At 59.0% G+C, this 21,616-nt stretch carries 17 protein-coding genes; 5 read left to right on the top strand and 12 right to left on the bottom strand.

Translation table 11 applies throughout. The features are described from left to right. Position 1: 1 nt before the first annotated feature. The 4 genes from ACG9DO_RS11015 to ACG9DO_RS11030 all read right to left on the bottom strand — a co-directional run bounded on the left by ACG9DO_RS11015 (position 2) and on the right by ACG9DO_RS11030 (position 6,634). Positions 2–2,542, bottom strand: coding sequence for a TonB-dependent receptor (locus tag ACG9DO_RS11015; protein ID WP_394727859.1), 2,541 nt, complete (start codon positions 2,540–2,542; stop codon positions 2–4). Positions 2,543–2,618: 76 nt separating this feature from the next. After that, the gene (locus tag ACG9DO_RS11020; RefSeq protein WP_394727861.1) at positions 2,619–4,730 is read right to left on the bottom strand and encodes an FAD-dependent oxidoreductase; all 2,112 of its coding nucleotides are present in this window, start codon (positions 4,728–4,730) and stop codon (positions 2,619–2,621) included. Between the two features lie 92 nt (positions 4,731–4,822). After that, complete coding sequence (locus ACG9DO_RS11025) at positions 4,823–5,725, bottom strand: helix-turn-helix transcriptional regulator (protein ID WP_394727863.1); 903 nt, start codon at positions 5,723–5,725, stop codon at positions 4,823–4,825. A gap of 162 nt (positions 5,726–5,887) precedes the next feature. Then, complete coding sequence (locus ACG9DO_RS11030) at positions 5,888–6,634, bottom strand: SDR family NAD(P)-dependent oxidoreductase (RefSeq protein ID WP_394727865.1); 747 nt, start codon at positions 6,632–6,634, stop codon at positions 5,888–5,890. Between the two features lie 247 nt (positions 6,635–6,881). Between ACG9DO_RS11030 and ACG9DO_RS11035 the strand changes: the two genes are divergently transcribed. From ACG9DO_RS11035 to zapE, 3 genes are read left to right on the top strand one after another with little or no spacing between them, the layout of a single operon-like run. After that, positions 6,882–7,664: a succinate dehydrogenase iron-sulfur subunit gene (locus tag ACG9DO_RS11035; RefSeq protein ID WP_394727867.1), complete on the top strand. Its 783-nt coding sequence runs from the start codon at positions 6,882–6,884 to the stop codon at positions 7,662–7,664. A 23-nt stretch (positions 7,665–7,687) separates the two neighbouring features. Then, on the top strand, positions 7,688–8,149 hold the full coding sequence (locus ACG9DO_RS11040) for a PaaI family thioesterase (protein ID WP_394727869.1): 462 nt from the start codon (positions 7,688–7,690) through the stop codon (positions 8,147–8,149). Between the two features lie 9 nt (positions 8,150–8,158). Then, positions 8,159–9,280: a cell division protein ZapE gene (zapE, locus tag ACG9DO_RS11045; RefSeq protein WP_394727871.1), complete on the top strand. Its 1,122-nt coding sequence runs from the start codon at positions 8,159–8,161 to the stop codon at positions 9,278–9,280. On the opposite strand, the gene ACG9DO_RS11050 is transcribed toward zapE, so the two are convergent. Next, entirely contained in the window at positions 9,272–10,504 is a 1,233-nt protein-coding gene (locus ACG9DO_RS11050) for a pyridoxal-dependent decarboxylase, exosortase A system-associated (protein WP_394727873.1), read from the bottom strand. The two genes, zapE and ACG9DO_RS11050, sit on opposite strands and share 9 nt — an antisense overlap. After that, positions 10,501–12,027, bottom strand: coding sequence for an acyl-CoA ligase (AMP-forming), exosortase A system-associated (locus ACG9DO_RS11055; protein WP_394727875.1), 1,527 nt, complete (start codon positions 12,025–12,027; stop codon positions 10,501–10,503). The genes ACG9DO_RS11050 and ACG9DO_RS11055 overlap by 4 nt, the downstream gene beginning before the upstream one ends. A gap of 182 nt (positions 12,028–12,209) precedes the next feature. Here ACG9DO_RS11055 and ACG9DO_RS11060 point away from each other — a divergent pair, with 182 nt between their 5' ends. Further along, the gene (locus tag ACG9DO_RS11060) at positions 12,210–12,467 is read left to right on the top strand and encodes an acyl carrier protein (protein ID WP_394731259.1); all 258 of its coding nucleotides are present in this window, start codon (positions 12,210–12,212) and stop codon (positions 12,465–12,467) included. A gap of 12 nt (positions 12,468–12,479) precedes the next feature. Here the strand turns inward: ACG9DO_RS11060 and ACG9DO_RS11065 are convergent, their stop codons facing one another. From ACG9DO_RS11065 to ACG9DO_RS11090, 6 genes are all read right to left on the bottom strand, one after another. Further along, on the bottom strand, positions 12,480–13,676 hold the full coding sequence (locus tag ACG9DO_RS11065; RefSeq protein ID WP_394727877.1) for a class I SAM-dependent RNA methyltransferase: 1,197 nt from the start codon (positions 13,674–13,676) through the stop codon (positions 12,480–12,482). Next, positions 13,673–15,076: an NAD(P)H-hydrate dehydratase gene (locus ACG9DO_RS11070; RefSeq protein ID WP_394727879.1), complete on the bottom strand. Its 1,404-nt coding sequence runs from the start codon at positions 15,074–15,076 to the stop codon at positions 13,673–13,675. Before ACG9DO_RS11070 ends, ACG9DO_RS11065 begins: the two co-directional genes overlap by 4 nt. 12 nt (positions 15,077–15,088) lie before the next feature. Beyond that, the gene (gene ilvD, locus ACG9DO_RS11075) at positions 15,089–16,807 is read right to left on the bottom strand and encodes a dihydroxy-acid dehydratase (protein WP_394727881.1); all 1,719 of its coding nucleotides are present in this window, start codon (positions 16,805–16,807) and stop codon (positions 15,089–15,091) included. Between the two features lie 42 nt (positions 16,808–16,849). Continuing rightward, entirely contained in the window at positions 16,850–17,572 is a 723-nt protein-coding gene (locus ACG9DO_RS11080) for an N-formylglutamate amidohydrolase (protein WP_394731260.1), read from the bottom strand. A 12-nt stretch (positions 17,573–17,584) separates the two neighbouring features. Beyond that, positions 17,585–18,406 carry a 4-(cytidine 5'-diphospho)-2-C-methyl-D-erythritol kinase gene (locus ACG9DO_RS11085; RefSeq protein WP_394727883.1) on the bottom strand — a complete coding sequence of 274 codons (822 nt, stop codon included), beginning with the start codon at positions 18,404–18,406 and terminating at the stop codon, positions 17,585–17,587. A gap of 687 nt (positions 18,407–19,093) precedes the next feature. Then, positions 19,094–20,755 (bottom strand): electron transfer flavoprotein-ubiquinone oxidoreductase, encoded by a 1,662-nt coding sequence (locus ACG9DO_RS11090; protein ID WP_394727885.1) that lies wholly within the window; start codon positions 20,753–20,755, stop codon positions 19,094–19,096. Positions 20,756–20,845: 90 nt separating this feature from the next. On the opposite strand from ACG9DO_RS11090, the gene ACG9DO_RS11095 reads away from it, so the two are divergent. Further along, positions 20,846–21,598, top strand: a complete 753-nt coding sequence (locus ACG9DO_RS11095; RefSeq protein ID WP_394727887.1) for a uracil-DNA glycosylase family protein — start codon at positions 20,846–20,848, stop codon at positions 21,596–21,598. Positions 21,599–21,616: the final 18 nt, after the last annotated feature.

Here is a 21,616-nt window from a genome sequence, read left to right on the forward strand (position 1 = left end):
CCTAGAAGTTGAAAGTGACTTCAACACCGTAGAGTTCCTGCGGACCGGGTGAGATGAAGTCGCCGCCAAATTCAGGTGCGGGGATGACTTCTGCGAGATAGTCGGTACCGGTGATATTGTTGCCGAAGGCCATGATCGACCAGCGGTCGGACCGAAGACCGAAGCGTATGTCGAGGGTCGAGTAGGCATCGCGCTGCGAGTTCGTGAAGTTGCCTTGCAACCCGAAGATGTTCGGCACTTCGTTCTCTTGCACCGTGTGGAACCATGTCGGTCCAGTAAGCCGGAAGTCTCCGCGCACCACCACATCAAAGGTTTCAGAAATCGGCGCTTCGATCTGCGTACCGAGGTTGAGCGTGTAATCGGCTGTGTAAGGCGATTTGTTGCCAACTGTGTAAGGCCGCGCATCATTTTCCTTGATCTCACTGTCGATCACATTGCCGGTCGCAAACACGCTCCAGCCTTCGACAAGCCGGACATTGGCCGCTGCTTCCACGCCTTTGAGCTCGACTTCATCGATGTTCGAGACAACCCGCAGCAGGCCGAACGGTCCTACGAAGAACTCGAAGAACTGCATGTCGGTGACTTCAGTGTAATAACCTGCAAGCTCGAAGCTGGCAGCGCCTGTGCCGTCGTTCCACTTCAGGCCAACTTCATACGAGCTCGACTTTTCCTTGTCGTATGTATCGAAGATTGAGAGCCCAGCCCCGAATACGTCATTGAAGAAACCGTCGACGATGGCCTTGGAGCCGCTCGAGTTGAAGCCACCGGACTTGAAGCCGATGCCCCAGTTGGCAAACAGGTTCAGATTGGCGGACGGCTTGTAGCTCAGTGTGACCTTTGGTTGGAGCTGCTTGAAGGTCTCCGAGCGATCCTCAAACACGCCGCTCGGGTTGTAGACCGGATCAAGCCCAGGATTGAGGAAGTAGTCAGCCGGTGTGGTCGGCGTACCGTTGGGATTGCCCGTCAGCACGTTGCCAACATAGAGTGTGCGCGCATCGAGCGGCACGTTGTTGCTGACTTTGCGATCTTCGATGTCGTAGCGCAGGGCGAGTCCAAGATCGAGCGTGTCGGTCAGCTCGTAATCCACCGAAGCAAAGGCCGCATAAACGTCGGTCTTGAATGTGTCGTCAGCCAGCGATTCCGTGCGGTTACGCGGATCGGTGGTGAAGCATTCCGGGATAACGCCCTCGCCCGTGTCAATGCCGAGATTGAGACAAACGTCGCGCTTGATGTTGAGGTAGTACGCACCAACCTGCCAGTTCATGCGGCCAAACTCGCCGATCAGGCGCACTTCTGCGCTGTAATCTTCCTGGTTGCGCTGCTGGAATTGCGTTCCGTCACAAGTGACTGGCGAATAAGGTGGTAGGAACGCACCGCCGCCGATACCGAACGGCGTTTGAACCGGATAGCCGTCAAGCGCGGCAAGCGACGCTACGCAGTTGGGCTCTTCAGCGAAAAAACCGAATGTACCGCTGGTGCCGTCCGCATAGAAGAAGTTGTCGATCTTGTTGTAGGAGACATAGCCGACCAGTTCAGTTGTATCGGACAGCGCGGTAGTAAGCCGTAGCGAACTTTCAAAGGTCGTCTGTTTGTTAAGCGGATCGACATTCGGCGTGAACAGGAACTGATGCTCGTTCACATCGATATTGAAGGCCGGCGCAATGATATCGGCAAGCAGCGGAATTTGGAACGCCGCATTGAACAGGATCGCACCACTTTTAGATTCACCATAGCGCGCCTTGAGATCAAGCTCGCTCGATGCGCCAAGCTCCCACAGCAGCCGCCCATTGACGTTCCAGCGCTCATAATTGTCCATCGAAGCAGGATCGGTGGGGTTGCCGGGGTAAGTGCTGGTGTTGAGCGGATCGGCCAGGAACGGATTGCGATAGAATCCGTCGCTGCGGCCATAATCGCCATTGATGACAAAGCCGATGCCATCGCCAATCGGTCCTGAGATGCCCCCTGCCGCGCTGTAAGTGTCATTGTTAGCCGCAGAAACCTTGCCTGACACTTCCAGGAAATCATCAGGACGCTTGGTCGTGATCACGATTGCACCCGCCGTCGCATTGCGACCATAGATCGCGCCTTGCGGGCCCTTCAACACTTCGATCTGGCTGACTGCGCCCTGGTCCTGGTTGAGCGAAGACGTGTTGCTCTTAAGGATACCATCGACCACCAACGCAACGTTGCTTTCCGCATCGCGAGAGCCGTTCAGGCCGCGAATGTTGATCTGCGTGTCCGCAGATTCGACCCCGCCCGCAACAATCGTCACACCAGGTGTCAACTGCACGAAGTCTGATGCCCGCTCAGCCCCTGTCAGCGCCAGGGTGTCCGCAGAAATCACTGAAATCGACGCTGGAACATCCTGCAATTGCTCGTCTTGACGGCGCGCCGTCACGATAATCGCATTGCCTTGCACCGCTTCTTCTGCGGTGTCGCTCGCAACTGTTGGCTCCGCTTCGTCTTGTGCGAACGCGGGAACGGCAAATGAAGTGGACGAAAGCAGAGCGGCGATGAACTTCTGTGAGACGGAGGTTTTCACGAGATTATTCTCCAAAAGCGAAGCCAGGCTGGCAGGTCTGAGAAAGAAGGGGGCGTAGAGCCGGGAGTACCCGGCTCTATTCCGCAGCGATTGCGGTGGAGTGGACCGTGGCATTGTCGATGCCGTCGACATTCTCCAGCTCGCCAGGCTCGATATATTTGGTCCAGTTGTCGAACCGCTCGAGACCCGCGAGGTAGCCTTCGTAGATGGCATGCTCGAGCCGGCGCGGGACGACTGCATCGCCAACCCGGTGAACGTTTGCGAACCTATCCTTGAGTTCGAAATAGAGCGCATCATTGGGGATGTTCGCCGTCGTCATGATGACGTGATCCACATTGCTGAGCGTGCTCGGCTGGCCCGAATAAATATTGAACAGGTTTATGCCGTCAGCAGTAATTTCCGACGCCCAGCTGTTCGCCTGGAATTCAAGTCCAGCAGAAAACAGTTTCTGCAGCATGATCGGCAAGTCGAGCGTCGTGTTCATGCGGTTGAACAGGTTTTGCTGGCGGCTGACGATCCGCACCCTCTTGCCACGTTCGAGCAGCATCTCGGCCAGACCTGCAACATAGCGCGTCCCGTCATCGTCGAGGATCACGATGCTCTCGCCGGTCAGCGCATCTGGATTTGCGATTGCCGCCCAACCATCGGTGACATGCGGCAGATCAACACCTGGAAGCTTTTCCGTGGTGGGCGCAACGATGTTAAAGCCGCTCTTGTCAGGCTTGCCGCCGGTCGCAACGATGATTCCGTCTGGCGCGAGACTTTCGATAAGCTCCGGCGTTGCCTCAGTTTCAAGACGGATATCACCGCCATGCTTCTCGATTTGGAAAGCAAGATCGCGGGTGATGTGAGCGAAGGTTGGACGCTTGGTCTTGAGGATCAGATTGATCTGGCCGCCCAGCTTCTTGCCCTTTTCAAGCAGCGTGACCTTGTGGCCGCGCTTGAGCAGCGTTTCCGCGCTCTTGAGGCCCGCCGCGCCGCCGCCTACGACAACCCAGTGCTTGGGATCAGCGGTCTTTTCCAGCGTGGTTTCGTTGAACATTTCCTCGCGCCCGGTGGTCGGGTTGAGGATGCAGGTCATTGGCGAACCGTCGAACAGGCGACCAATGCAGCCCTGGTTACAGCGGATGCAGTGAATGATGTCGTCTTCCTCGCCAGCGCGCAGCTTGTTGACGAGGTCCGGGTCAGCAATATTGGGGCGAGTCATCGCGACCATGTCGCATGCCCCTTCTGCCAGCGCTTTTTCCGCGAGCTTCGCATTGTCAACGCCGCCAACCAGGAAAACTGGCAAGCTGGGGCAAGCTGCCTTCAGCTGCTTGCAGCGCTCTATCAGCCAGCCTGACTCGACGTCAGCAGGCGGTATCATGTACTGCGGAACGTGATATGTGCCAGCCGACACCGTCACGTAGTCGATTGTGCCATCGGCGGCGAGCATCTTGCCCACCTCGACCCATTCGTCGATTGGCAGACCGCCCGGAACCATTTCATCCAGCGGCATCCGAATGCCGACGATATAGTCAGGACACATCGCCTTGCGGACCGCGTTGATGACTTCGCGGGGGAAGCGCATGCGGTTTTCAAGCGAGCCACCATATTCGTCGGTGCGCTTGTTGAAGAGCGGAGAGATGAATTGCTCCAGTAAATAGCTGTGTGCCAGATGTACTTCGACGCCGTCGAAGCCTGCCTGTTTGGCGAAATCGGCAGAGCGGACCCAGCCCTCTACGAGCTCAGCCATGTCTTCCTTTTCCATTGCCTTCGCCATCTCGCACAGCGCCGGCGATTTGACGTTCGATGCTGACCACAGCACGCGGTAATCATCCATCGAAGTGGTCGAACCGTTGACGCCAAAATGGTTGAGTTGAGCGATGATCGCGCTGCCGTGCTTGTGCACCGCATCGGTCATGGCCCGGTCACGCTCGATCATTTCGGGGCGGTAGCCATAGGAATAGCCGCGCATGAACGTGTTGGAAGTCGGGTGGATCAGGCGGTTGCCTGTGGTGAGTAGGGCCACGCCACCCTTTGCGCGCGCTTCAGCGTAATAGCGGTCACGATTGTTGGTGACGCCATCCTTCTTGTGGAATCCCTTCGCATGCGCGCTTTGCATGATACGATTGCTTAATGTCAGGTGCTTGAGCTTGAATTCCGAAAACACCGAAGGATAAGTCTTTTCTCCAGGATAGCTCGCCATCGCCTCTCTCCATTAGCCGCAAAAAAGTGATTTGCGGCGTGCGAATAGGGCCAAGTTAGGAAGAGCGTCTTTCAGATTTGGACGCGACTTTTTCAGAATCGGTCGCGCAGCAGCGACGCCGGGGTCACACCCCTGCGAGCGCGCATCGTCGAGGTCAGATGCGACTGGCTGGCAAACCCGCAATCGAGCGCTACCTGCGCGATCGGAACGCCTTGGCTGATAAGGCCTGCCGCCTGATCAAGACGACGTTCTGTCACATAATGATGAAGCGGCATTCCAAACTGCTCATGCGCCAGTTTCTTCAGCACCGTAATCGAAATACCCATCGCCCTGGCGACGTCCTCTGCGCGGAGCTTGGTCGACAGATTCTCTTCGATATAGGCTGCGAGGGCTTCTCCCCGATCTCTAAGAGACAAGTTGGCGTGTGATTGCCCCAAATTGCTGTATCTCCGCACGAGCGTTGCAGCAATTTCAAGGGCTGCGACATCTCGTTCAAAGCGTGATGTCGTCGTGGACTCGATGAGGAAAGAATAGCGCCGCAAATGGTCAACCAAACCGTTATCAAAGATGAACATGCAATCATCTCTGAGCGATGTAGCCTGACCATGCATTTCGAGCGCAACAGACTGCAGCAGCTCGGGATGAATGTAATAATGAGTGCGGTCCGAAATGTTGTCCGAACGCCAGGCGGCATCTATCCCTGCAGGCAAAATCAGTAGCGATCCGGGCCTGCTACGCCTGCCAGAAAACTCCGCTTTGTCGATTCTGCGAACGTCTTCGCCCGCATTTTGGAGGATCACGGTGTGATGGGAATACCCGTGGGTGATCGCGTCCAGGCCGAGTGACGAACGCCAACGCGCAACTGGCATGCTCACGCCATCTTCGATCATCCGGCTGGAGACTAAATCGGCCGATCGAAATCTTGCGGTCGACACGAACTGATCCGGCGGTCCGGCAAATGTCGGCATTTTGTTCGAGGAAAGACCGATCAGCAAGTAGCCACCTCCATCGCGCACCCTATGCGCCTAAGTTGGAGTAACTGCAAATGTTCCCCACTACGCATTTCCCGAGCGGCATCGGCGAAAATTGGAGTCTGAACGCGAGTTCGTCCGCAATTGGGTCGTTGGCGGAATGTCCGGTTTTCGTGAGGGCTATCCCTAATCCGGCACTCTCTCGCCCTTCCAATCAAACTGGAAGCCGCTGTCGTCGGGCGTCAGGCCGTCGATCACGCCCAGCAAATTTGCCGCAGCATCCTCCGGCGAAGTCAGCTGTCCATCGGGCAGGTTCGACTGAAATGGCTCGCTGAGCGATGTGGCCACCGTTCCCGGATGCAGCGAGACAACCACCGCATCCTTATGCGTCCGCCCCATCTCGATCGCCCAGTTGCGCACCAGCATGTTGAGCGCCGCCTTGCTCGCACGATAGCTGTGCCAGCCCCCGATGTGGTTATCACTGATCGATCCTACCCGTGCAGAGAGCGCCGCGAACACTGCCCTGCTCTCACGCGGGAACAGCGGCAGCATGTGCTTGGCGATCAGAGCGGGCCCGATGGTGTTCAGGCGCAAGACCTGCTCCATCGCGGCGGGGTCAAGTCGTTTGTAGCTCCGCTCTGGCCCGGTCCCATCGGCCAGCGTCAGCACGCCGGTAGCGACGAGCACCAGCTTAGGCGGAGCATCGCGCATCCCCTGTGCAACAGTTTCAATGCTCGCCTCGTCGGTGAGATCAAAGGTGAACGGCACGATCGCCTTGTTCTCAAAATCAATCGCTGATCGCGACCCGGCATAGACACGCTCCACCCCCCGTTGCGCGAGAGCTTCTGTCAGTGCGCGGCCTATGCCGCCGCTTGCGCCGAACACCACCGCGCTCTGCGGCCATATCCCTTGCGTCTGTCCTACATTGCCCATGGGTATTAGACGGTTGATATGGCTTTGAAGTTCCCTTCCATGATTGCAACGATGACAGGGAAAATGCGCCAGAAATGTTTGCGCTCAGGACTGTGTAACATGTGTATCCAACACTTCGGTTCCAGCGAAAGGCGACTCGCTTCGAATCCATACAACTGGCTTGCCAAAACTCTCAACAAACCCGCCTTGCCTCATAGGCCCAAACCGCTAGATAGGTGCTCAAACGAAAACGGGATTCTCGACTGACATGGCTACTTTTACGCTTCCTGCAAATTCCAAGATCCGCACGGACGGCAAGACGCACAAGGCAGAAGGGGCCAAGCGCACCAAGACGTTCAAGATCTATCGCTATGATCCCGATAGCGGCAAGAACCCGCGCTATGACAAGTTCGAGATCGATCTCGACAATTGCGGGCCGATGGTTCTCGACGCGCTGTTCAAGATCAAGAACGAGATTGACCCGACGCTGACCTTCCGCCGCTCTTGCCGCGAGGGGATTTGCGGGTCCTGCTCGATGAACATGAATGGCAAGAACGGCCTTGCCTGCACCACCGCGATTGAAGACCTCTCAGGCGAAATTCGGATCACGCCGCTGCCGCATATGGACGTGATCAAGGACTTGGTTCCAGATTTCACGCACTTCTACGCGCAATACGCCTCTATCCGTCCGTGGCTGCAAACCGTCAGCCCGACGCCAAGCGGAAAGGAGCGGCTGCAATCGCCAGAGCAGCGTGAGAAGCTCGATGGCCTGTACGAGTGCATTCTGTGCGCGTGCTGCTCGACCAGCTGCCCGTCCTACTGGTGGAATTCGGACAAATTCCTCGGGCCTGCGATCCTGCTGCAGGCCTACCGCTGGCTCGCAGACAGCCGCGACGAGATGACGGGTGAGCGGCTCGACCAGTTGGAAGATCCCTTCCGGCTCTACCGCTGCCACACCATCATGAACTGCGCGAATGTGTGCCCCAAGGGTCTCAGCCCGGCGAAGGCTATAGCGGAAACCAAGAAGATGATGGCTGAGCGGGCGATCTGAGCCTGGTTGATGTAGGGCCTGCCGTGCTCAAGGACGAGGTGTTCGATCATCAGCCGGACCCGGACAATCCGGGCTGGCATCACTGGAACCTGAAGGACCAGACGCTGTTCAACGGCGCGGTAATGGGCAAGCTGATTACCCGGCGAGAGGGCGACAAGTGCCGCTTGCGGATGTTCCCTGAGCGCAAGCATGAGAACCTGCAAGGGATCATCCATGGTGCCGTGACTCTGGGTCTGATCGATATTTCCATGTTCACGACCATGCATGTGGTTGGCAGCGGAAATGCGGGGCCCTCAGTGACGCTGGAGCTTTCAACGCAGTTTATTGGCGGCGGTGATCCTGGACGGCCGCTTGATGCGGTGACGGAGATCATGCGTGAGACCGGCAATCTCGTGTTCGTGCGCGGCGAAGTGGTTCAGGATGACGACCGTGTGGCGGCTTACAGTGGGATCATCCGCAAGTTTGTTCCACGCGAACAAGGGTGACCGGGCCATATGCTGGCACGATATGAACGGCTGATCGCAGCGGGCGAGTTGCGCGCCGACGCGGATCAGCGGCGCGCGGCTGTGCGTCTGACGCACCTGCAGCGCGAGTTGGAGCGCGGCAAGCCCGGCGGTTTGCTAGGCCAGTTTTTCGGACGCAAGGCACCCTCACCCAAAGGGGTCTACATGTGGGGCGGTGTCGGACGCGGGAAGTCGATGCTGATGGACCTGTTCGTTGCGAACCTTGGTATCGCGGAAAAGCGGCGGGTGCATTTCCATGCCTTCATGCTCGAAGTGGACCGAATGCTCCGCGATGCCCGCCAGAACGATCCGGGCGATCCTGTACCCAAGGTTGCAGCGGCAATCGCCAAGGATGTGCGTTGCCTGGCCTTCGATGAGATGGTTGTCACCAATACCGCTGATGCCGCGATCATGGCGCGGCTGTTTACCGCCTTGATCGTAGATCAAGGGGTGACGGTTGTTACGACCAGCAACCGCCCGCCCAGGGACCTTTACAAGGATGGCCTGAACCGGTCATTGTTCCTGCCTTTCATCGATCTGGTTGAAGAGAAACTCGACATTGTCCCGCTCGATGGCCCGGTGGATTACCGGCTCGAGCGGCTTGGCGGGCTTGGCAATTGGAATGCGCCGTTTGGCGATGAAGCGACGGCGCGTGCGCGAGAGGCCTTCTTCCGCCTGACAGATTATGATCCTCAGGATGCGGCCAATGTCCCGAGTGCTGAACTCGATCTTGGGGGTGGCCGCAGGCTTCATGTGCCGAAGAGCCTCAAGGGGGTCGCGGTCTTCAGTTTCAAGAAGTTGTGCGCAGAAAATCGCGGGGCCGCCGATTACCTCGCCATCGCGCGGACATATCATACAGTTATCCTTGTCGGCATTCCCCGCATGGGGCCGGACAATCGCAATGAAGCGATCCGCTTTACCAAGCTGATAGACGCGCTTTACGAAATGCGCGTGAAGTTGTTCGTTACGGCAGAGGCTGAACCGGAAGAGCTCTACACCTCAGGCGATGGAAGCTTTGAATTTGAACGCACTGTCAGCCGGTTGAAGGAAATGCAGAGCGAAGAATATATGGCGCTGGGGCACGGCGTCATGGAAGGGGCTCAGTCAGACTAACATTTCTGCCGCGGGCCCATGCCCGAGGAAATTGGCCGGCGATGCGCTCGCGCCATAGGCTCCGGCACAGAATACAGCGACCAGGTCGCCGACCTCTGCACGCGGGAGTTCGGCGGCATCTGCAAGTCGGTCGAGCGGAGTGCACAGACAGCCGACGACGTTGGCGACCTCTCCTGGCTCCTCATCGAAGCGAGTGGCGATGGCTACGGGGTAATTGCGCCGGACCACGGCGCCAAAATTGCCAGAGGCAGCGAGTTGGTGATGGAGCCCGCCATCAGTCACGAGATAGGTCACACCGTGGCTTTCTTTGCGATCTACAATGCGGGTCAGATAGACGCCAGCCTCTCCGACCAGATAGCGGCCCAACTCCAGACATAGCTGAGTCTCAGCAAGTTCCATTGGCAAATCAGCGACGCGATCCGTCAAAGCATCACCAACTGCAGCAAGATCAAGCGGTTCGTCACCCGGGAAGTACGGTATGCCAAAGCCCCCGCCCATGTTGAGCTTCGGCAAAGGTGCACCAATCTCTCCGGCGAGGCGTCCAGCAAGGCCGATCACGTTGGCTTGCGCCTCGATGATCGCGTCAGCGGAAAGCGCCTGGCTACCAGTGAAGATATGCAGACCGCGCCAATCGACTCCAGCCTCAATCAGGCGTCTGGCGAGAACTGGAACGCGCTCGGCATCGAGGCCGAAGGGCTTGGCCCCTCCGCCCATCTTCATGCCTGATCCCTTCATCTCGAAATCGGGATTGACCCGGATCGCCATCTGCGGTGTGATACCGACGCGCTCGCCGATTGCCAGCGTGCGCTCGGCCTCACCTTCGCTCTCGCAATTGAGGGTCACTCCTGCCTTTATCGCAGCCTCAAGCTCATCATTACGCTTGCCCGGCCCTGCAAAGCTGACCCGCGCCATGTCTATGCTCAGATCTTTTAGCAGCGCCAATTCTCCGGACGAAGCGATATCGAAGCCATCGACTAAACCTGCCATATGCTGAACCACAGGGGCGAAGGGATTGGCCTTCACCGCATAGTTGATGCCGATACGCGGGGGCAAAGCAGATCTGAGTTCGCCTAAACGCGCGTCAAGCCGCGCGCGCGAATAAACAAAAACCGGCGTGCGTCCGGTCTCTTCGACCAGCTCGGAAACACTCCGCCCCCCGATGACCAATTGCCCATCGTGGGCCTCAAAACCCGCAGGAATCGGCCCCAGCCCCTTCGGCTTCATCGTGAAAGTTCCTTGAGCAACGCTGTGCGGTCAATCTTGCCATTGGGATTGAGCGGCATGGTATGCCTCCAGTGTATCTGCTCAGGTTGCATGAAATTGGGCAGCTCCTTGGTAAGAAATTTCGGAAGCGCAGCCTCATAATCCTGAGCGCCCGGTTCTGCGCGCACCACCAAATGCACGGCATGGCCGAGCCTCTCATCCGGAAGGCCAAGGGCCACCGCTTCCGCCACCAGACCGCTTGCGAGCGCGCCCTCTTCCACTTCCTGTGGGCTGATCCGGTTGCCAGCGCTCTTGATCATCGCATCACGCCGCGCGACGAAATAGAGCAAACCGTTATCTTCGCGCTTCACGCTATCGCCTGACCATACCGCTATTCCGCCATATTGGCTGGCACCGGGAGCCGGCTTAAACCGCCGCGCCGTCCGCTCTGGATCCCGCCAATAACCTTGAGCAACCAGGGGTCCACAATGGACAAGCTCTCCCTCTTCGCCCGGCGCTGCGACGTCACCCCCTTCGTTGATGACCATGACCTCAGCGAAGGGAATCGCGCGGCCCATTGACGTGGGATGCTCATCTACCAGCGAAGGATCAAGATAGGTCGAGCGAAATGCCTCTGTGAGTCCATACATCGGATAAAGGTCGGCATCGGGAAATATCCGGCGCAGGTCCCGCACCAGGTCGAGCGTGAGTGCGCCGCCCGAATTCGTCATCCGGCGCATGTTGGCAACTGCCTCCTCGCTCCATTCAATTTCAGTGAGTTGCACCCAAAGCGGCGGCACTGCTGCCAGCGTTGTTATTTGATGCTTGGCACATGCCTTCATAACGTCGCGTGCAAACAGGTAATCAAGTGGGACGACACTGCCCCCTGCATACCAGGTCGAGAGCAGCTGGTTTTGACCATAGTCGAACGAGAGAGGGAGGACGCTCAGTGTCACATCATCACTCGCCAACTTGAGGTAATGTGCGACGCTGACTGCGCCTAGCCATAAATTGGCGTGGCTGAGGACCACCCCCTTCGGCCGTCCTGTCGAGCCGCTGGTGTAGAGGATCGCAGCGAGATCATCCGGTTCAGCGGCACTCAGCGGTAAACTGGCAGCTGCAGAATAGGCTGCTTCCAGCGCCTCGCTTTCAAGCCAGGTTGCGCAGCCATCGGGCACGTCACCTTGGTGCAAACTGTTCATCCGCCCCTTATTGGCGATAAGCAGGCTCGCGCCGCTATCTGACAGGATGTGCGCTGCCTGTGCGCGCTTCAGCAAGGGGTTGATCGGCACATGAACAAGTCCGGCTCGCGGGGCGGCAAGCGGCAGCAGGCAAGTAAGTTCGCCCTTCGCATCCCAGCTGGCAACTCTTGCGCCTTCTTCCCGGACCAGTTCGCGCAGCCAAGCCGCCAATTGTCCCACTCGCTCTGACAAGTCGGAGTAAGTCAGGACTTCGCCCTTTAGCACCAAAGCTGGCGCGTCGGGTGCACCTCGCTTTACAAGGTGGTCGAGCGGATAAACGGTTGAGTCAGGGGCCTTTGCCATATTTCCCACGATTAGCCGCCCGAAGCACAGCTGTCAGCCCGCCTTGCACGAATGTGCGTACACCGCTAAACGCGGCCCGCTCTCAACAAGGGGAAGAGACAGGAATGCCGGCGGATCGTGATACATCGCAGGCCCCAAACCTCGCCGATGCTGGCGAAACGGCCTCCCTCGCACCAAGCCGTGTGGCAATTGACGAGACGCTGCGGTCTATTCTGGTGGACATTCTCGGTCTCGATCCCGACGACGTGGAAAGCTTTGATCGCGATACCGGACTGTTCGGCGAACTTCCAGAGCTCGACTCCATGGCGGTTGCAGGATTGCTGACAGAGATCGAGGATCGTCTCGCCATTGTGATCGAAGACGATGATGTTGACGGCGAAATGCTGGAAACTTTCGGAGGTCTGCTGGACTTCGTCGAGACCAAGCTTCTGCTTGATTGAAGCCCGTGAAGGCTAGCGCACGAACAGGCTCGTCAGCTCGACATGGGTCGACCAGCGGAACTGACCAACAGGGCGCAATTTCTCGAGTTTGAAGCCAGCGCTTGCCAGGCGCGCTGCATCGCGCGCCCAGCTTGAGGGATTGCAGCTGATATAGACAACCCTGGCAACTTCGCTTTGCGCGATAGCATCAACCTGTTCTCTTGCTCCAGCACGCGGAGGATCAAGCAGCACCGCATCAAACTGAGCCAACTCATCCGGCTGGAGCGGGTTGCGAAACAGATCACGGTGCCTGACCTCAAGCCGGGAACCGGTTCTGCGTGCCGCCGCAAGACATTCCAGATGGGCGTCCCGTGCAGCTTCAAACGCTGTCACCGAACGATCTTCGCGCAAGGCAAAGGTGAATGTGCCGAGGCCGGAAAAGAGGTCCGCTACCGAATGCATGCCCTCCAGCCATGCCTGCGCGTCCTGGAGCATGACCCTCTCGGCATCCGGAGTCGCCTGAAGGAAGCTTCCGGACGGATAGGCGACAGGCACACCCGACAGCGTCACAGTTACAGGTTTCGGTTCCCACAGAGCCTCAGGCCCGAAGCCCAGATCAACGGCGAGCCTTGCGAAACCGTATTCGCGAGCAAGATCGAGCAGCGCCTCGGTTGCCTCCAGCCCTTCCATCGGGAAGTTGGAAATGCTGCAATCAACGCCTTCGTCCACCATCGCAAGGCCGACGTCCACAGATCCCTTGCCTCCATGGCGCGCGATAAGCTGGCGCAACGGGGGGACTGCTTTGACAAGGTCGGGGTGCAGGACATGGCATTCCTGCAAGTCCACCACGCGGTTGCTCTTCTCCTCGCGAAAGCCCAGCACCGCGCCCTTGGCAGTGCGCAGGCCATGCAGCGTAGCACGCCGCCGTGAATGGGTCGGAGAGAGATGGGTCGGCAGCAACTCTCCCACATCAAGCCCTTGACTTTGCGCGCCAAAGGCTACGCGCTCGCGAACAAAACGCTCAAGCGCCGCTTCGTCGGCATGCTGGAGCTGGCATGCCCCGCAAAGCCCGAAATGGCGACAGGGCGGTGTCGCGTGATGGGGGCCGGATTGAAGTGAGCCATCCTCCAGCACGGTATCGCCAGTGACTGCACCCGGCACATGTCGACCATCGGCCGCGACACCATCGCCCTTGGCAGCGATGCGGATGATCGGAGTTCCTGAACTCATATAGCGGCCGCGTAGGCTTCCTTAACTGCCTGTGCAAGCTGACTGGCGGTAAATGCCGGGCCGCATATCCGCGCGGCTTCTCCGTGAAGCCAGACTGCTTCGCAAGCAGCCGTGAACGGATCGCGGCCTGTAGCCATGCGAGCCACAGCAATTCCAGTCAGCACATCCCCCGTTCCGGCGGTAGACAGCCAGCTTGAAGCAGGCGGTGCAAGGGCCTGACGGCCATCGGGTGCCGCGATAATGGTGTCGGGCCCCTTTGCGCAGATCACCATCGCGCTGACCTTTGCAAGCGCCTGCGCGCGGGCCTGGCGGTCTTCCCCGATCACGCCGAAGGAGCGGCAAAGCTGCTCGAGTTCGCCGTCATGCGGGGTCGCAAGTACGGGAGCGTCCTGTGCTATCATGCCGGGTCTCAGCATCACCAGCGCGTCCGCATCAAGCACGGTCGGGCGAATATGGCTGAGCACCTGACCGAGGCGCCCGAATGCGGTGTCATCGGTGCCCAGTCCCGGACCCGCCAGCATGGCCCTGATCCGATCGTCCACTAGCGCTTCGGCCAGCGAAGACTTGTCGACCACTAGTCCGGCGGGTGCGCTGCGCGGAGATGAGAGCGGGAACAGCTTCACATAGCCTGCGCCGCCATGCATCGCTGCCTCTGCTGCAAGCAAGGCCGCGCCGGGCATCTCGCCGCCGATGACTGCGCACAGACCGCGCGTGTACTTGTGTGCAGTGATGGCAGGGGCGTGCAGCGCAGGTTTACGGATAAGACGCGCGGCTCCTTCGACATTAGCCACGCCAATAGGGACGAGTCGAAGCGTTCCCATCTTTGCGCGCGCGGGCAAGCGCCAATGCGCGAATTTCCACGCGCCCAAAGCCAACGTGCAATCATATTCGGGCAACCCGGCATTGAGCAGTGCTCCACTGTCGCTCTCCGCGCCCGAAGGCAGGTCGACCGCGATCCGATGATGCGCGCGGTTCGCAAGGTCGCGCAGGACCAGCAAGTGCTCGGGTTCCAGAGGGCGGGCAAGACCAGAGCCAAACAGGCAATCGACCAGAACTTTGCCGTTCGCCTGCTTGCCCGAAGTCAGCACTTCGCCCTTGTAGGCGCGGCGCGCAGCCTTGGCAGCTTCGGTCTTTGGCCCAAGCGGAGCAGCCACTTGCACCGTCAGCCCCCTCGCCCGAAGAGTTTCAGCAATGACATAGCCATCACCGCCATTATTGCCGGGGCCGCACAGGACGACGACCGGACGGCCCGCCGAAATCCGCCAGACCCATTCTGCAGCGCCTTGCCCGGCGATTTGCATTAGCTCCTCGACCGAAGTGCCCGCATCGACCAACGCCTGTTCGCCCGCCTGCATTTGCGCAACGGTGAGGATTTGGCCTTGCGGATCGGATGCACTCATGCGCGCATCCTATCAGATATCAGCGAAGACGTGACGCTCCATTTTCGCGCCGGGATGGGTGAGCGCACCCTTCACCGCCGGACCAACATTCTGCGAATAACGCCACAGGGCACCCGACTGGTAATCGTTGGTTCGCGGAGTCCACGCCTTGCGCCGCTCATCGAGCACGCTGTCCTCTACTTCGAGGTCGATTGTGCCAGCTTCTGCGTCAATAGTGATAATGTCGCCGTCCTCGACCAATGCAATCGGGCCGCATTCGGCAGCTTCCGGCCCGACATGGCCGATGCAGAACCCGCGGGTTGCACCGGAAAAACGCCCGTCCGTGATGAGCGCAACACTCTCGCCCATGCCCTGCCCGTAAAGCGCAGCGGTGGTCGCCAGCATTTCACGCATTCCTGGACCGCCCTTGGGTCCTTCGTAACGGATCACGATGATGCTACCCTCGCGGATCTGGCGTTTTTCGACCGCTTTGAAGGCGTCTTCTTCACAATCAAAGCATTGCGCCGGGCCGGAGAATTGCAGCTTGCTCATACCCGCGACCTTCACGATTGCGCCATCGGGTGCGAGCGAGCCTTTAAGGCCCACGACACCGCCGGTTGGCGTGATCGGATTTGAAACCTCGTAGATGACCTTTTGGTCGGGGTTCCAGGTGATCTCCTCGAGGTTCTCTCCGATGGTCTTGCCTGAAACCGTCATTGGCTCAGGATCGAGGAAACCGCCATCCAGCAAAGTCTTCATGACCATGTAGACCCCGCCGGCCTCGTGCATGTCCTTCGCGACATACTTACCGCCCGGCTGCAAGTCCGCAATGTATGGTGTCGATTTGAAGATTTCCGCGACGTCAAACAAATCGAACTCGATCCCGCACTCGCTTGCCATTGCCGGAAGATGGAGAGCGGCATTGGTCGATCCGCCGGTCGCTGCGACCACACGTGCCGCGTTTTCGAACGCCGCGCGGGTGCAGATGTCGCGCGGACGCAGGTTGCGCTCCAGCAATTCCATGATCTGCTTGCCCGCGGCAATCGCCACTTCCTCACGCGATTTGTAAGGTGCAGGCGCCATGTTGCTGTTTGGCAGACTCAATCCGATCGCTTCGCCGACGCAGGCCATGGTGTTGGCAGTGTACTGCCCGCCGCAAGCGCCGTGGCCGGGACAAGCGACTTTTTCCAGCGCGATCAGCTCCTGCAGCGGACAATTGCCTGCCGCATATTGACCGACCGCTTCGAATACGTCCTTCACCGTCACATCCTTGTCGTGAAAGACACCGGGCAGGATCGAGCCGCCATAGACGAAAATCGACGGTACGTTGAGCCGCAGCATCGCCATCATCATGCCGGGCAGGCTCTTGTCGCATCCGGCAAAGCCGACCAGCGCGTCATAGCAGTGTCCGCGCACGGAAAGCTCGACCGAATCCGCAATTACTTCGCGGCTCACCAGCGAGCTCTTCATCCCCTGATGGCCCATCGCGATACCATCTGTCACCGTGATCGTGTTGAAACGGCGCGGCGTGCCGCCACCCTCGATCACGCCTTCGCGGCAGATATTCGCCTGCGCATCGAGTGCGGTGTTGCACGGCGCGCTGTCGTTCCCTGCGCTCGCCACCGCCACAAAAGGCCGCGCGATCTCTTCCTCGGTCATCCCCATCGCATAGTAATAGGAACGGTGCGGAGCTTTCTCCGGACCAACAGAGACGTGGCGCGAAGGCAGTTTGGATTTGTCGAAGCGGGACATATTGTTTCTCGTGAGTGCGTTTACGTGAAACAGCCCCTGCCTCTACTCAAGCGCGAGCGCAACCCTTCCTGCAACATCGGCGATCATTGCCGCCCAGCGCGACTGCTCTGCGCGGGTCGAAATCAGGTCCTGGCGCACTTCCAGCGCCATGTAGGGACGCCCATGCGCCTCGGCATGACGGTTCATCGTCGCATTGAGCTTTTTACCCGAATAAGGCTCGTTGTCGCCAACGGTGAGCCCCAGTTCGCTGAACAAGCGGATCGCATGCCGCGCCGCGCGGTCATCCGCGTTATAGAGCAGCGCGCATTCCCATGGGCGCTCTTCGTCTGATGTCGCAAGTTTTGGCGTGAAGGAGTGAAGCGAGACGATCAGCCGGGGCTGAATTTCGTCCAGCCACTCGGCCAGAGCTTGGTGATACGGGCGGTGAAAGCGATCAAGCCGCGCATCCAGATCCGCGCCGATGTTGCCTGCAATCGTGTGCCCGTCAGAGGACATGGGAACGACCGCCGGATTGTCTTCCTCACGATGCAGATCGCAGACAAGGCGGCTGACCGTCGCCAGATGCGCCGGGATGTCATGGCGCCGCGCAAGTCGCTCTGCGATACCTTCAACGCCAATATCGACTGCGACATGCTGCTCCAGCAATTCAGGCCCAACGCCCAACTCGATGTCGATGGGCACATGGTTCGACGCATGATCGGCAACGCACACTATTGCGCCGCGCCGAGGCTCACCCACCTGGCGATATGGGAGTCCATCAATCATCATTGCAAATTCTCACTTCAGAGAACCTACCATCTGCCACCATTGTGGTTCCAATTCAGCGAGCACACGAGCGGCCCTGTCGCGATGTTCTGCGCTTTCATAGAGCGCAAAACAGGTCGCGCCCGAGCCTGACATTTCCGCCATCCACGGCTCGGTCTGATCCAGTCTATGCAGGATCTGGGCAATTGCAGGGCAGATCTGGATCGCGGGTTGGCGCAAGTCGTTGCGACCGTTGCGCGCGATTTCGCGCGCTGATCCAGTGGGCAGCGGACCTCTGTCTTCGCCATTTCCCTCTTTGGCCCATGCCTTGAACACCGGCCCGGTCGGTAGCGGGATGCGCGGATTGACCAGCAGCACAGCCATTCCTGTCATGTCGTTCTCGACCGGCGCGAGCTCTGTGCCAGTGCCGGTGCCGATAGCCATTTCGCTGCGCACGCAGGCGGGCACGTCTGCGCCCAGGCGTGTCGCAAGGTCTTGCCAGTTATCGGGCAGGCCAGCGACCTGCTCGATAATGCGGAAGACCGCACCTGCATCTGCCGATCCTCCGCCCAGCCCCGCTGCGACGGGCAGGTTCTTCTCGAGCGTCACATGCAAGCCTTGGCTTCGCGGCAAAGCTGCCATGGCGCGGTTGACGAGGTTGCCCAGCGGATTGTCGAGCGTCGCGGCAAATTCGCCGACAACCTCGAACCGGTCCGCATCAGATGGCTTTGCGACCAGCCTATCACCATTGTCGACAAAGGCGAACAGCGTTTCGAGCTCGTGATAGCCATCCTCGCGCTTTCTGCGAACATGCAGCGCGAGGTTGATTTTCGCGTAAGCGGTTTCGGTGATCAAAGCCCTCTCCCCTTGAGGGGAGAGGGTTGGGAGAGGGGTCTACATTGCCACAAAGGAAGATGCCCCCTCTCAACTGCGCCTAGCAACTCCTTCGATACTCTCCGGATTTGCAAGGCTCCGTATCTCTCCCCCTGCAAGGGGAGAGAGAATCTGGCGTCGGCGGTTTCGGTGAGGGTCACGCGATGCTTCTAGCGGGATAGCCGCGCTTTGTCTTTATTTCCCACATAGCTGCGATCATTTCCTACGAAGTTGACAAAGCTGACAGGGTGTCAGGCGCTGTTTTTGGACGTTTCTATCGAATGTTCAGTGGCTTAGCTCAATCCTATGAAGTTGACACTTTTCCAATTTGAAACGTGCCTTTAGGGCGAATTCGGCATGACCAAAATCGCCTGAATATTAGCTCGCACGCGCGATGTAGGAAATGTTGGGAAGCAATTCGGCACGTTACTTTCGTCATCGCGAGCGAAGCGAAGCGATCCAGAGTTGCTCGCGCGCCAACCTGGATTGCTTCGTCGCTACACTCCTCGCAATGACGAAGCTAATTCCGTGGTGTTCAACTTGAAGCGGGCTGCGTGAGACGCATTAGGCCCCAGCAAGCAACGACCAACCCATTTCGCCCTAAGCGCTTGATGATCAGAAGATTTGCCGCAACGATCCCAGCGACTGCAAACCACCAAATCATGACTATCACATATTCGGATAGTTCGGGCCGCCGCCGCCTTCCGGCGTCACCCAGTTGATATTCTGGTTCGGGTCCTTGATGTCGCAGGTCTTGCAGTGGACGCAGTTTTGCGAGTTGATCTGGAACTTCATCTCGCCCGTGTCCTCATCCTCCAGCCATTCATAGACCCCTGCCGGGCAATAGCGGGTAGATGGCCCTGCAAAGACGGCAAGCTCGCTCGACTTTTGCAAATCGCGGTCCAGCAGCTGCAAGTGAACCGGCTGATCTTCGGCATGGTTGGTGTAGCTGAACGCGACATTGGTCAGCCGGTCAAAGCTGATCACGCCATCGGGCTTGGGATAGTCGATCGGCCGATAGAGGTCCGCGCGGCCCGTCTGCTCGTAATCGCGGTGATGCTTCATGGAGATCGGTAGCCCGATCTTCAGCGTGCGCATCCACATGTCCGCGCCGGCAATAACCGTGCCGAGATCGCCGCCGAACTTGGCGACCGCAGGTTCTGCATTCTGCACCAGCTTCAACTCGTCCGCGATCCAGCTGGTGCGCACGGCGGCATCGTAATCCATCCGCTCGTCATGCTCTTTGCCCTCAGCAATTGCTGCGGCGAGGCTTTCAGCGGCCAGCATCCCGCTCTTCATCGCGGTGTGGCTGCCCTTGATGCGCGGGACGTTGACGAAGCCCGCTGAGCAGCCAATCAGTGCGCCGCCCGGGAACGCGAGCTTGGGCACGCTCTGCCAGCCGCCTTCGTTGATCGCGCGCGCACCGTAAGCAACACGCTTGCCGCCTTCGAGATATTCGCGGATTGCCGGGTGCTGCTTCCAGCGCTGGAATTCCTGATAGGGCGAGACATACGGGTTCTTGTAATCAAGCGCGGTGACAAAGCCCAAGGCGACCTGGCCGTTCGCCTGGTGGTAGAGGAAGCCACCGCCCCAGCTCTCGCTTTCGGACAATGGCCAGCCCTGCGTGTGGATCACGCGGCCCGGCTCGTGCTTGTCGGGGTCAATATCCCACAGCTCCTTGATGCCAAGGCCGTAAACCTGCGGTTCGCAATCCTTCTCAAGATCGTATTTCGCCTTGAGCGTCTTGGTCAGATTGCCGCGCGCTCCCTCTGCGAACAGAGTGTATTTCGCTTCGATCTCCATGCCGGGCTGGAAATCAGGCTTGCGGCTGCCATCCTCGGCAATGCCCATGTCCTGCGTGATCACGCCGGTGACCGCGCCTGCATCATTGTACATAACTTCTGCGGCGGGAAAGCCGGGGAACACCATCACGCCCAGCCCCTCGGCCTGCTCCGCCAGCCAGCGGCACATATTGCCGAGCGAACCGGTGTAGCAGCCGTGATTGCTCATCAGCGGCGGCATGAACAGGTGCGGGATAGAGGTCTTGCCGGTTTTTGTCAGAACCCAGTGCCAGTTGTCCGCCACGGGCGTTTCCGCCATTGGGCAATCCATGTCGCGCCAATCCGGGAAAAGCTCATTCAGAGCCTTGGGATCGACCACCGCGCCAGAGAGGATATGCGCCCCGATTTCAGAGCCCTTTTCCAGCACGACGACTTCAAGATCTTCATTGATCTGTTTCAGCCGGATTGCCGCAGCAAGGCCTGCTGGCCCGCCGCCGACAATCACTACGTCGCAAGGCATGGATTCGCGTTCTACAGCTTCTTCGCTCATCGCGTGGCTATCCTTCGATAAAACGGTGTTCAAACTTGCGGAGAAGCCTTGATTGCTGAGCGTTGCGAGGTCAAGACCTGCCGTAACGACATGTCTGCACATCAGCCCTTTCTGAAAGATCAGGTCGCCGCCGCATTGGATTGGTGGCGCGAGGCCGGTGTGGATTGCGATTTTGCCGATGACGCTACGGATTGGCTGGCAGAGCCTGAGCCAGTGGCGGAAGAAATGCCGAAAGCGGTCTCCAGTGCGCGGGCAGAGGAGCCCAAACGGCCTGAGCTGCCAGCGATTGCTGATCTGCTCGGTGCAAACCCGCCTCAGGATCTCGCGGCGTTTCGCGAATTCTGGCGCAGCGAGTCCAAAATTGCGCTCGCCGGCAATGCCCCGCGCCTAATGCCGAGGGGTGAGGTTGGCGCGAAACTAATGGTGCTGGTTGCAACGCCTGAGGCTGAAGATCGCGAGCAATTGCTTTCAGGCCCACAAGGCCGTTTGCTGTCAAAAATCCTCGCCGCAATGCAATTGCAGGATGACGAGGTCTATTTCGCGTCCGCTGTGCCACAGGCGCTGCCGCTGGCAGACGGGCAAGATCTGCTGCGTGCAGGCTTTGCGCGAGTGCTTGCCCATCACGTCGCTTTGGTGGGGCCGACACGCATACTAGCGTTTGGAACCAACATTCTGCCGCTTCTCGGCCACGATGCGGCGCAACAGACAGATTCTGTTCAGGAATATGCGTCACAGGGCGAAGCGGTGCCGCTGCTTGTCACGGAAGGGCTTGATGCTCTTGCCAGCATGCCGCGGCTCAAGGCCCGGTTCTGGCGCAGATGGCTCGCCCATCGCGCTGGATAGAGGCGATGTGACAGGGAA

It is taken from the genome of Altererythrobacter sp. GH1-8 (assembly GCF_043702085.1).
Taxonomy (GTDB): domain Bacteria; phylum Pseudomonadota; class Alphaproteobacteria; order Sphingomonadales; family Sphingomonadaceae; genus Erythrobacter.

What these genes read in the sequence shown, in the direction of transcription:
- ACG9DO_RS11050 (WP_394727873.1), bottom strand. Translation starts at nt 10,504, where the DNA reads ATGAAGCCGAAGGGGCTGGGGCCGATTCCTGCGGGTTTTGAGGCCCAC.
- ACG9DO_RS11080 (WP_394731260.1), bottom strand. Translation starts at nt 17,572, where the DNA reads ATGATTGATGGACTCCCATATCGCCAGGTGGGTGAGCCTCGGCGCGGC.
- ACG9DO_RS11035 (WP_394727867.1), top strand. Translation starts at nt 6,882, where the DNA reads ATGGCTACTTTTACGCTTCCTGCAAATTCCAAGATCCGCACGGACGGC.
- zapE (WP_394727871.1), top strand. Translation starts at nt 8,159, where the DNA reads ATGCTGGCACGATATGAACGGCTGATCGCAGCGGGCGAGTTGCGCGCC.
- ACG9DO_RS11070 (WP_394727879.1), bottom strand. Translation starts at nt 15,076, where the DNA reads ATGAGTGCATCCGATCCGCAAGGCCAAATCCTCACCGTTGCGCAAATG.
- ACG9DO_RS11095 (WP_394727887.1), top strand. Translation starts at nt 20,846, where the DNA reads ATGTCTGCACATCAGCCCTTTCTGAAAGATCAGGTCGCCGCCGCATTG.
- ACG9DO_RS11020 (WP_394727861.1), bottom strand. Translation starts at nt 4,730, where the DNA reads ATGGCGAGCTATCCTGGAGAAAAGACTTATCCTTCGGTGTTTTCGGAA.
- ACG9DO_RS11065 (WP_394727877.1), bottom strand. Translation starts at nt 13,676, where the DNA reads ATGAGTTCAGGAACTCCGATCATCCGCATCGCTGCCAAGGGCGATGGT.
- ACG9DO_RS11090 (WP_394727885.1), bottom strand. Translation starts at nt 20,755, where the DNA reads ATGAGCGAAGAAGCTGTAGAACGCGAATCCATGCCTTGCGACGTAGTG.
- ACG9DO_RS11030 (WP_394727865.1), bottom strand. Translation starts at nt 6,634, where the DNA reads ATGGGCAATGTAGGACAGACGCAAGGGATATGGCCGCAGAGCGCGGTG.
- ACG9DO_RS11055 (WP_394727875.1), bottom strand. Translation starts at nt 12,027, where the DNA reads ATGGCAAAGGCCCCTGACTCAACCGTTTATCCGCTCGACCACCTTGTA.
- ilvD (WP_394727881.1), bottom strand. Translation starts at nt 16,807, where the DNA reads ATGTCCCGCTTCGACAAATCCAAACTGCCTTCGCGCCACGTCTCTGTT.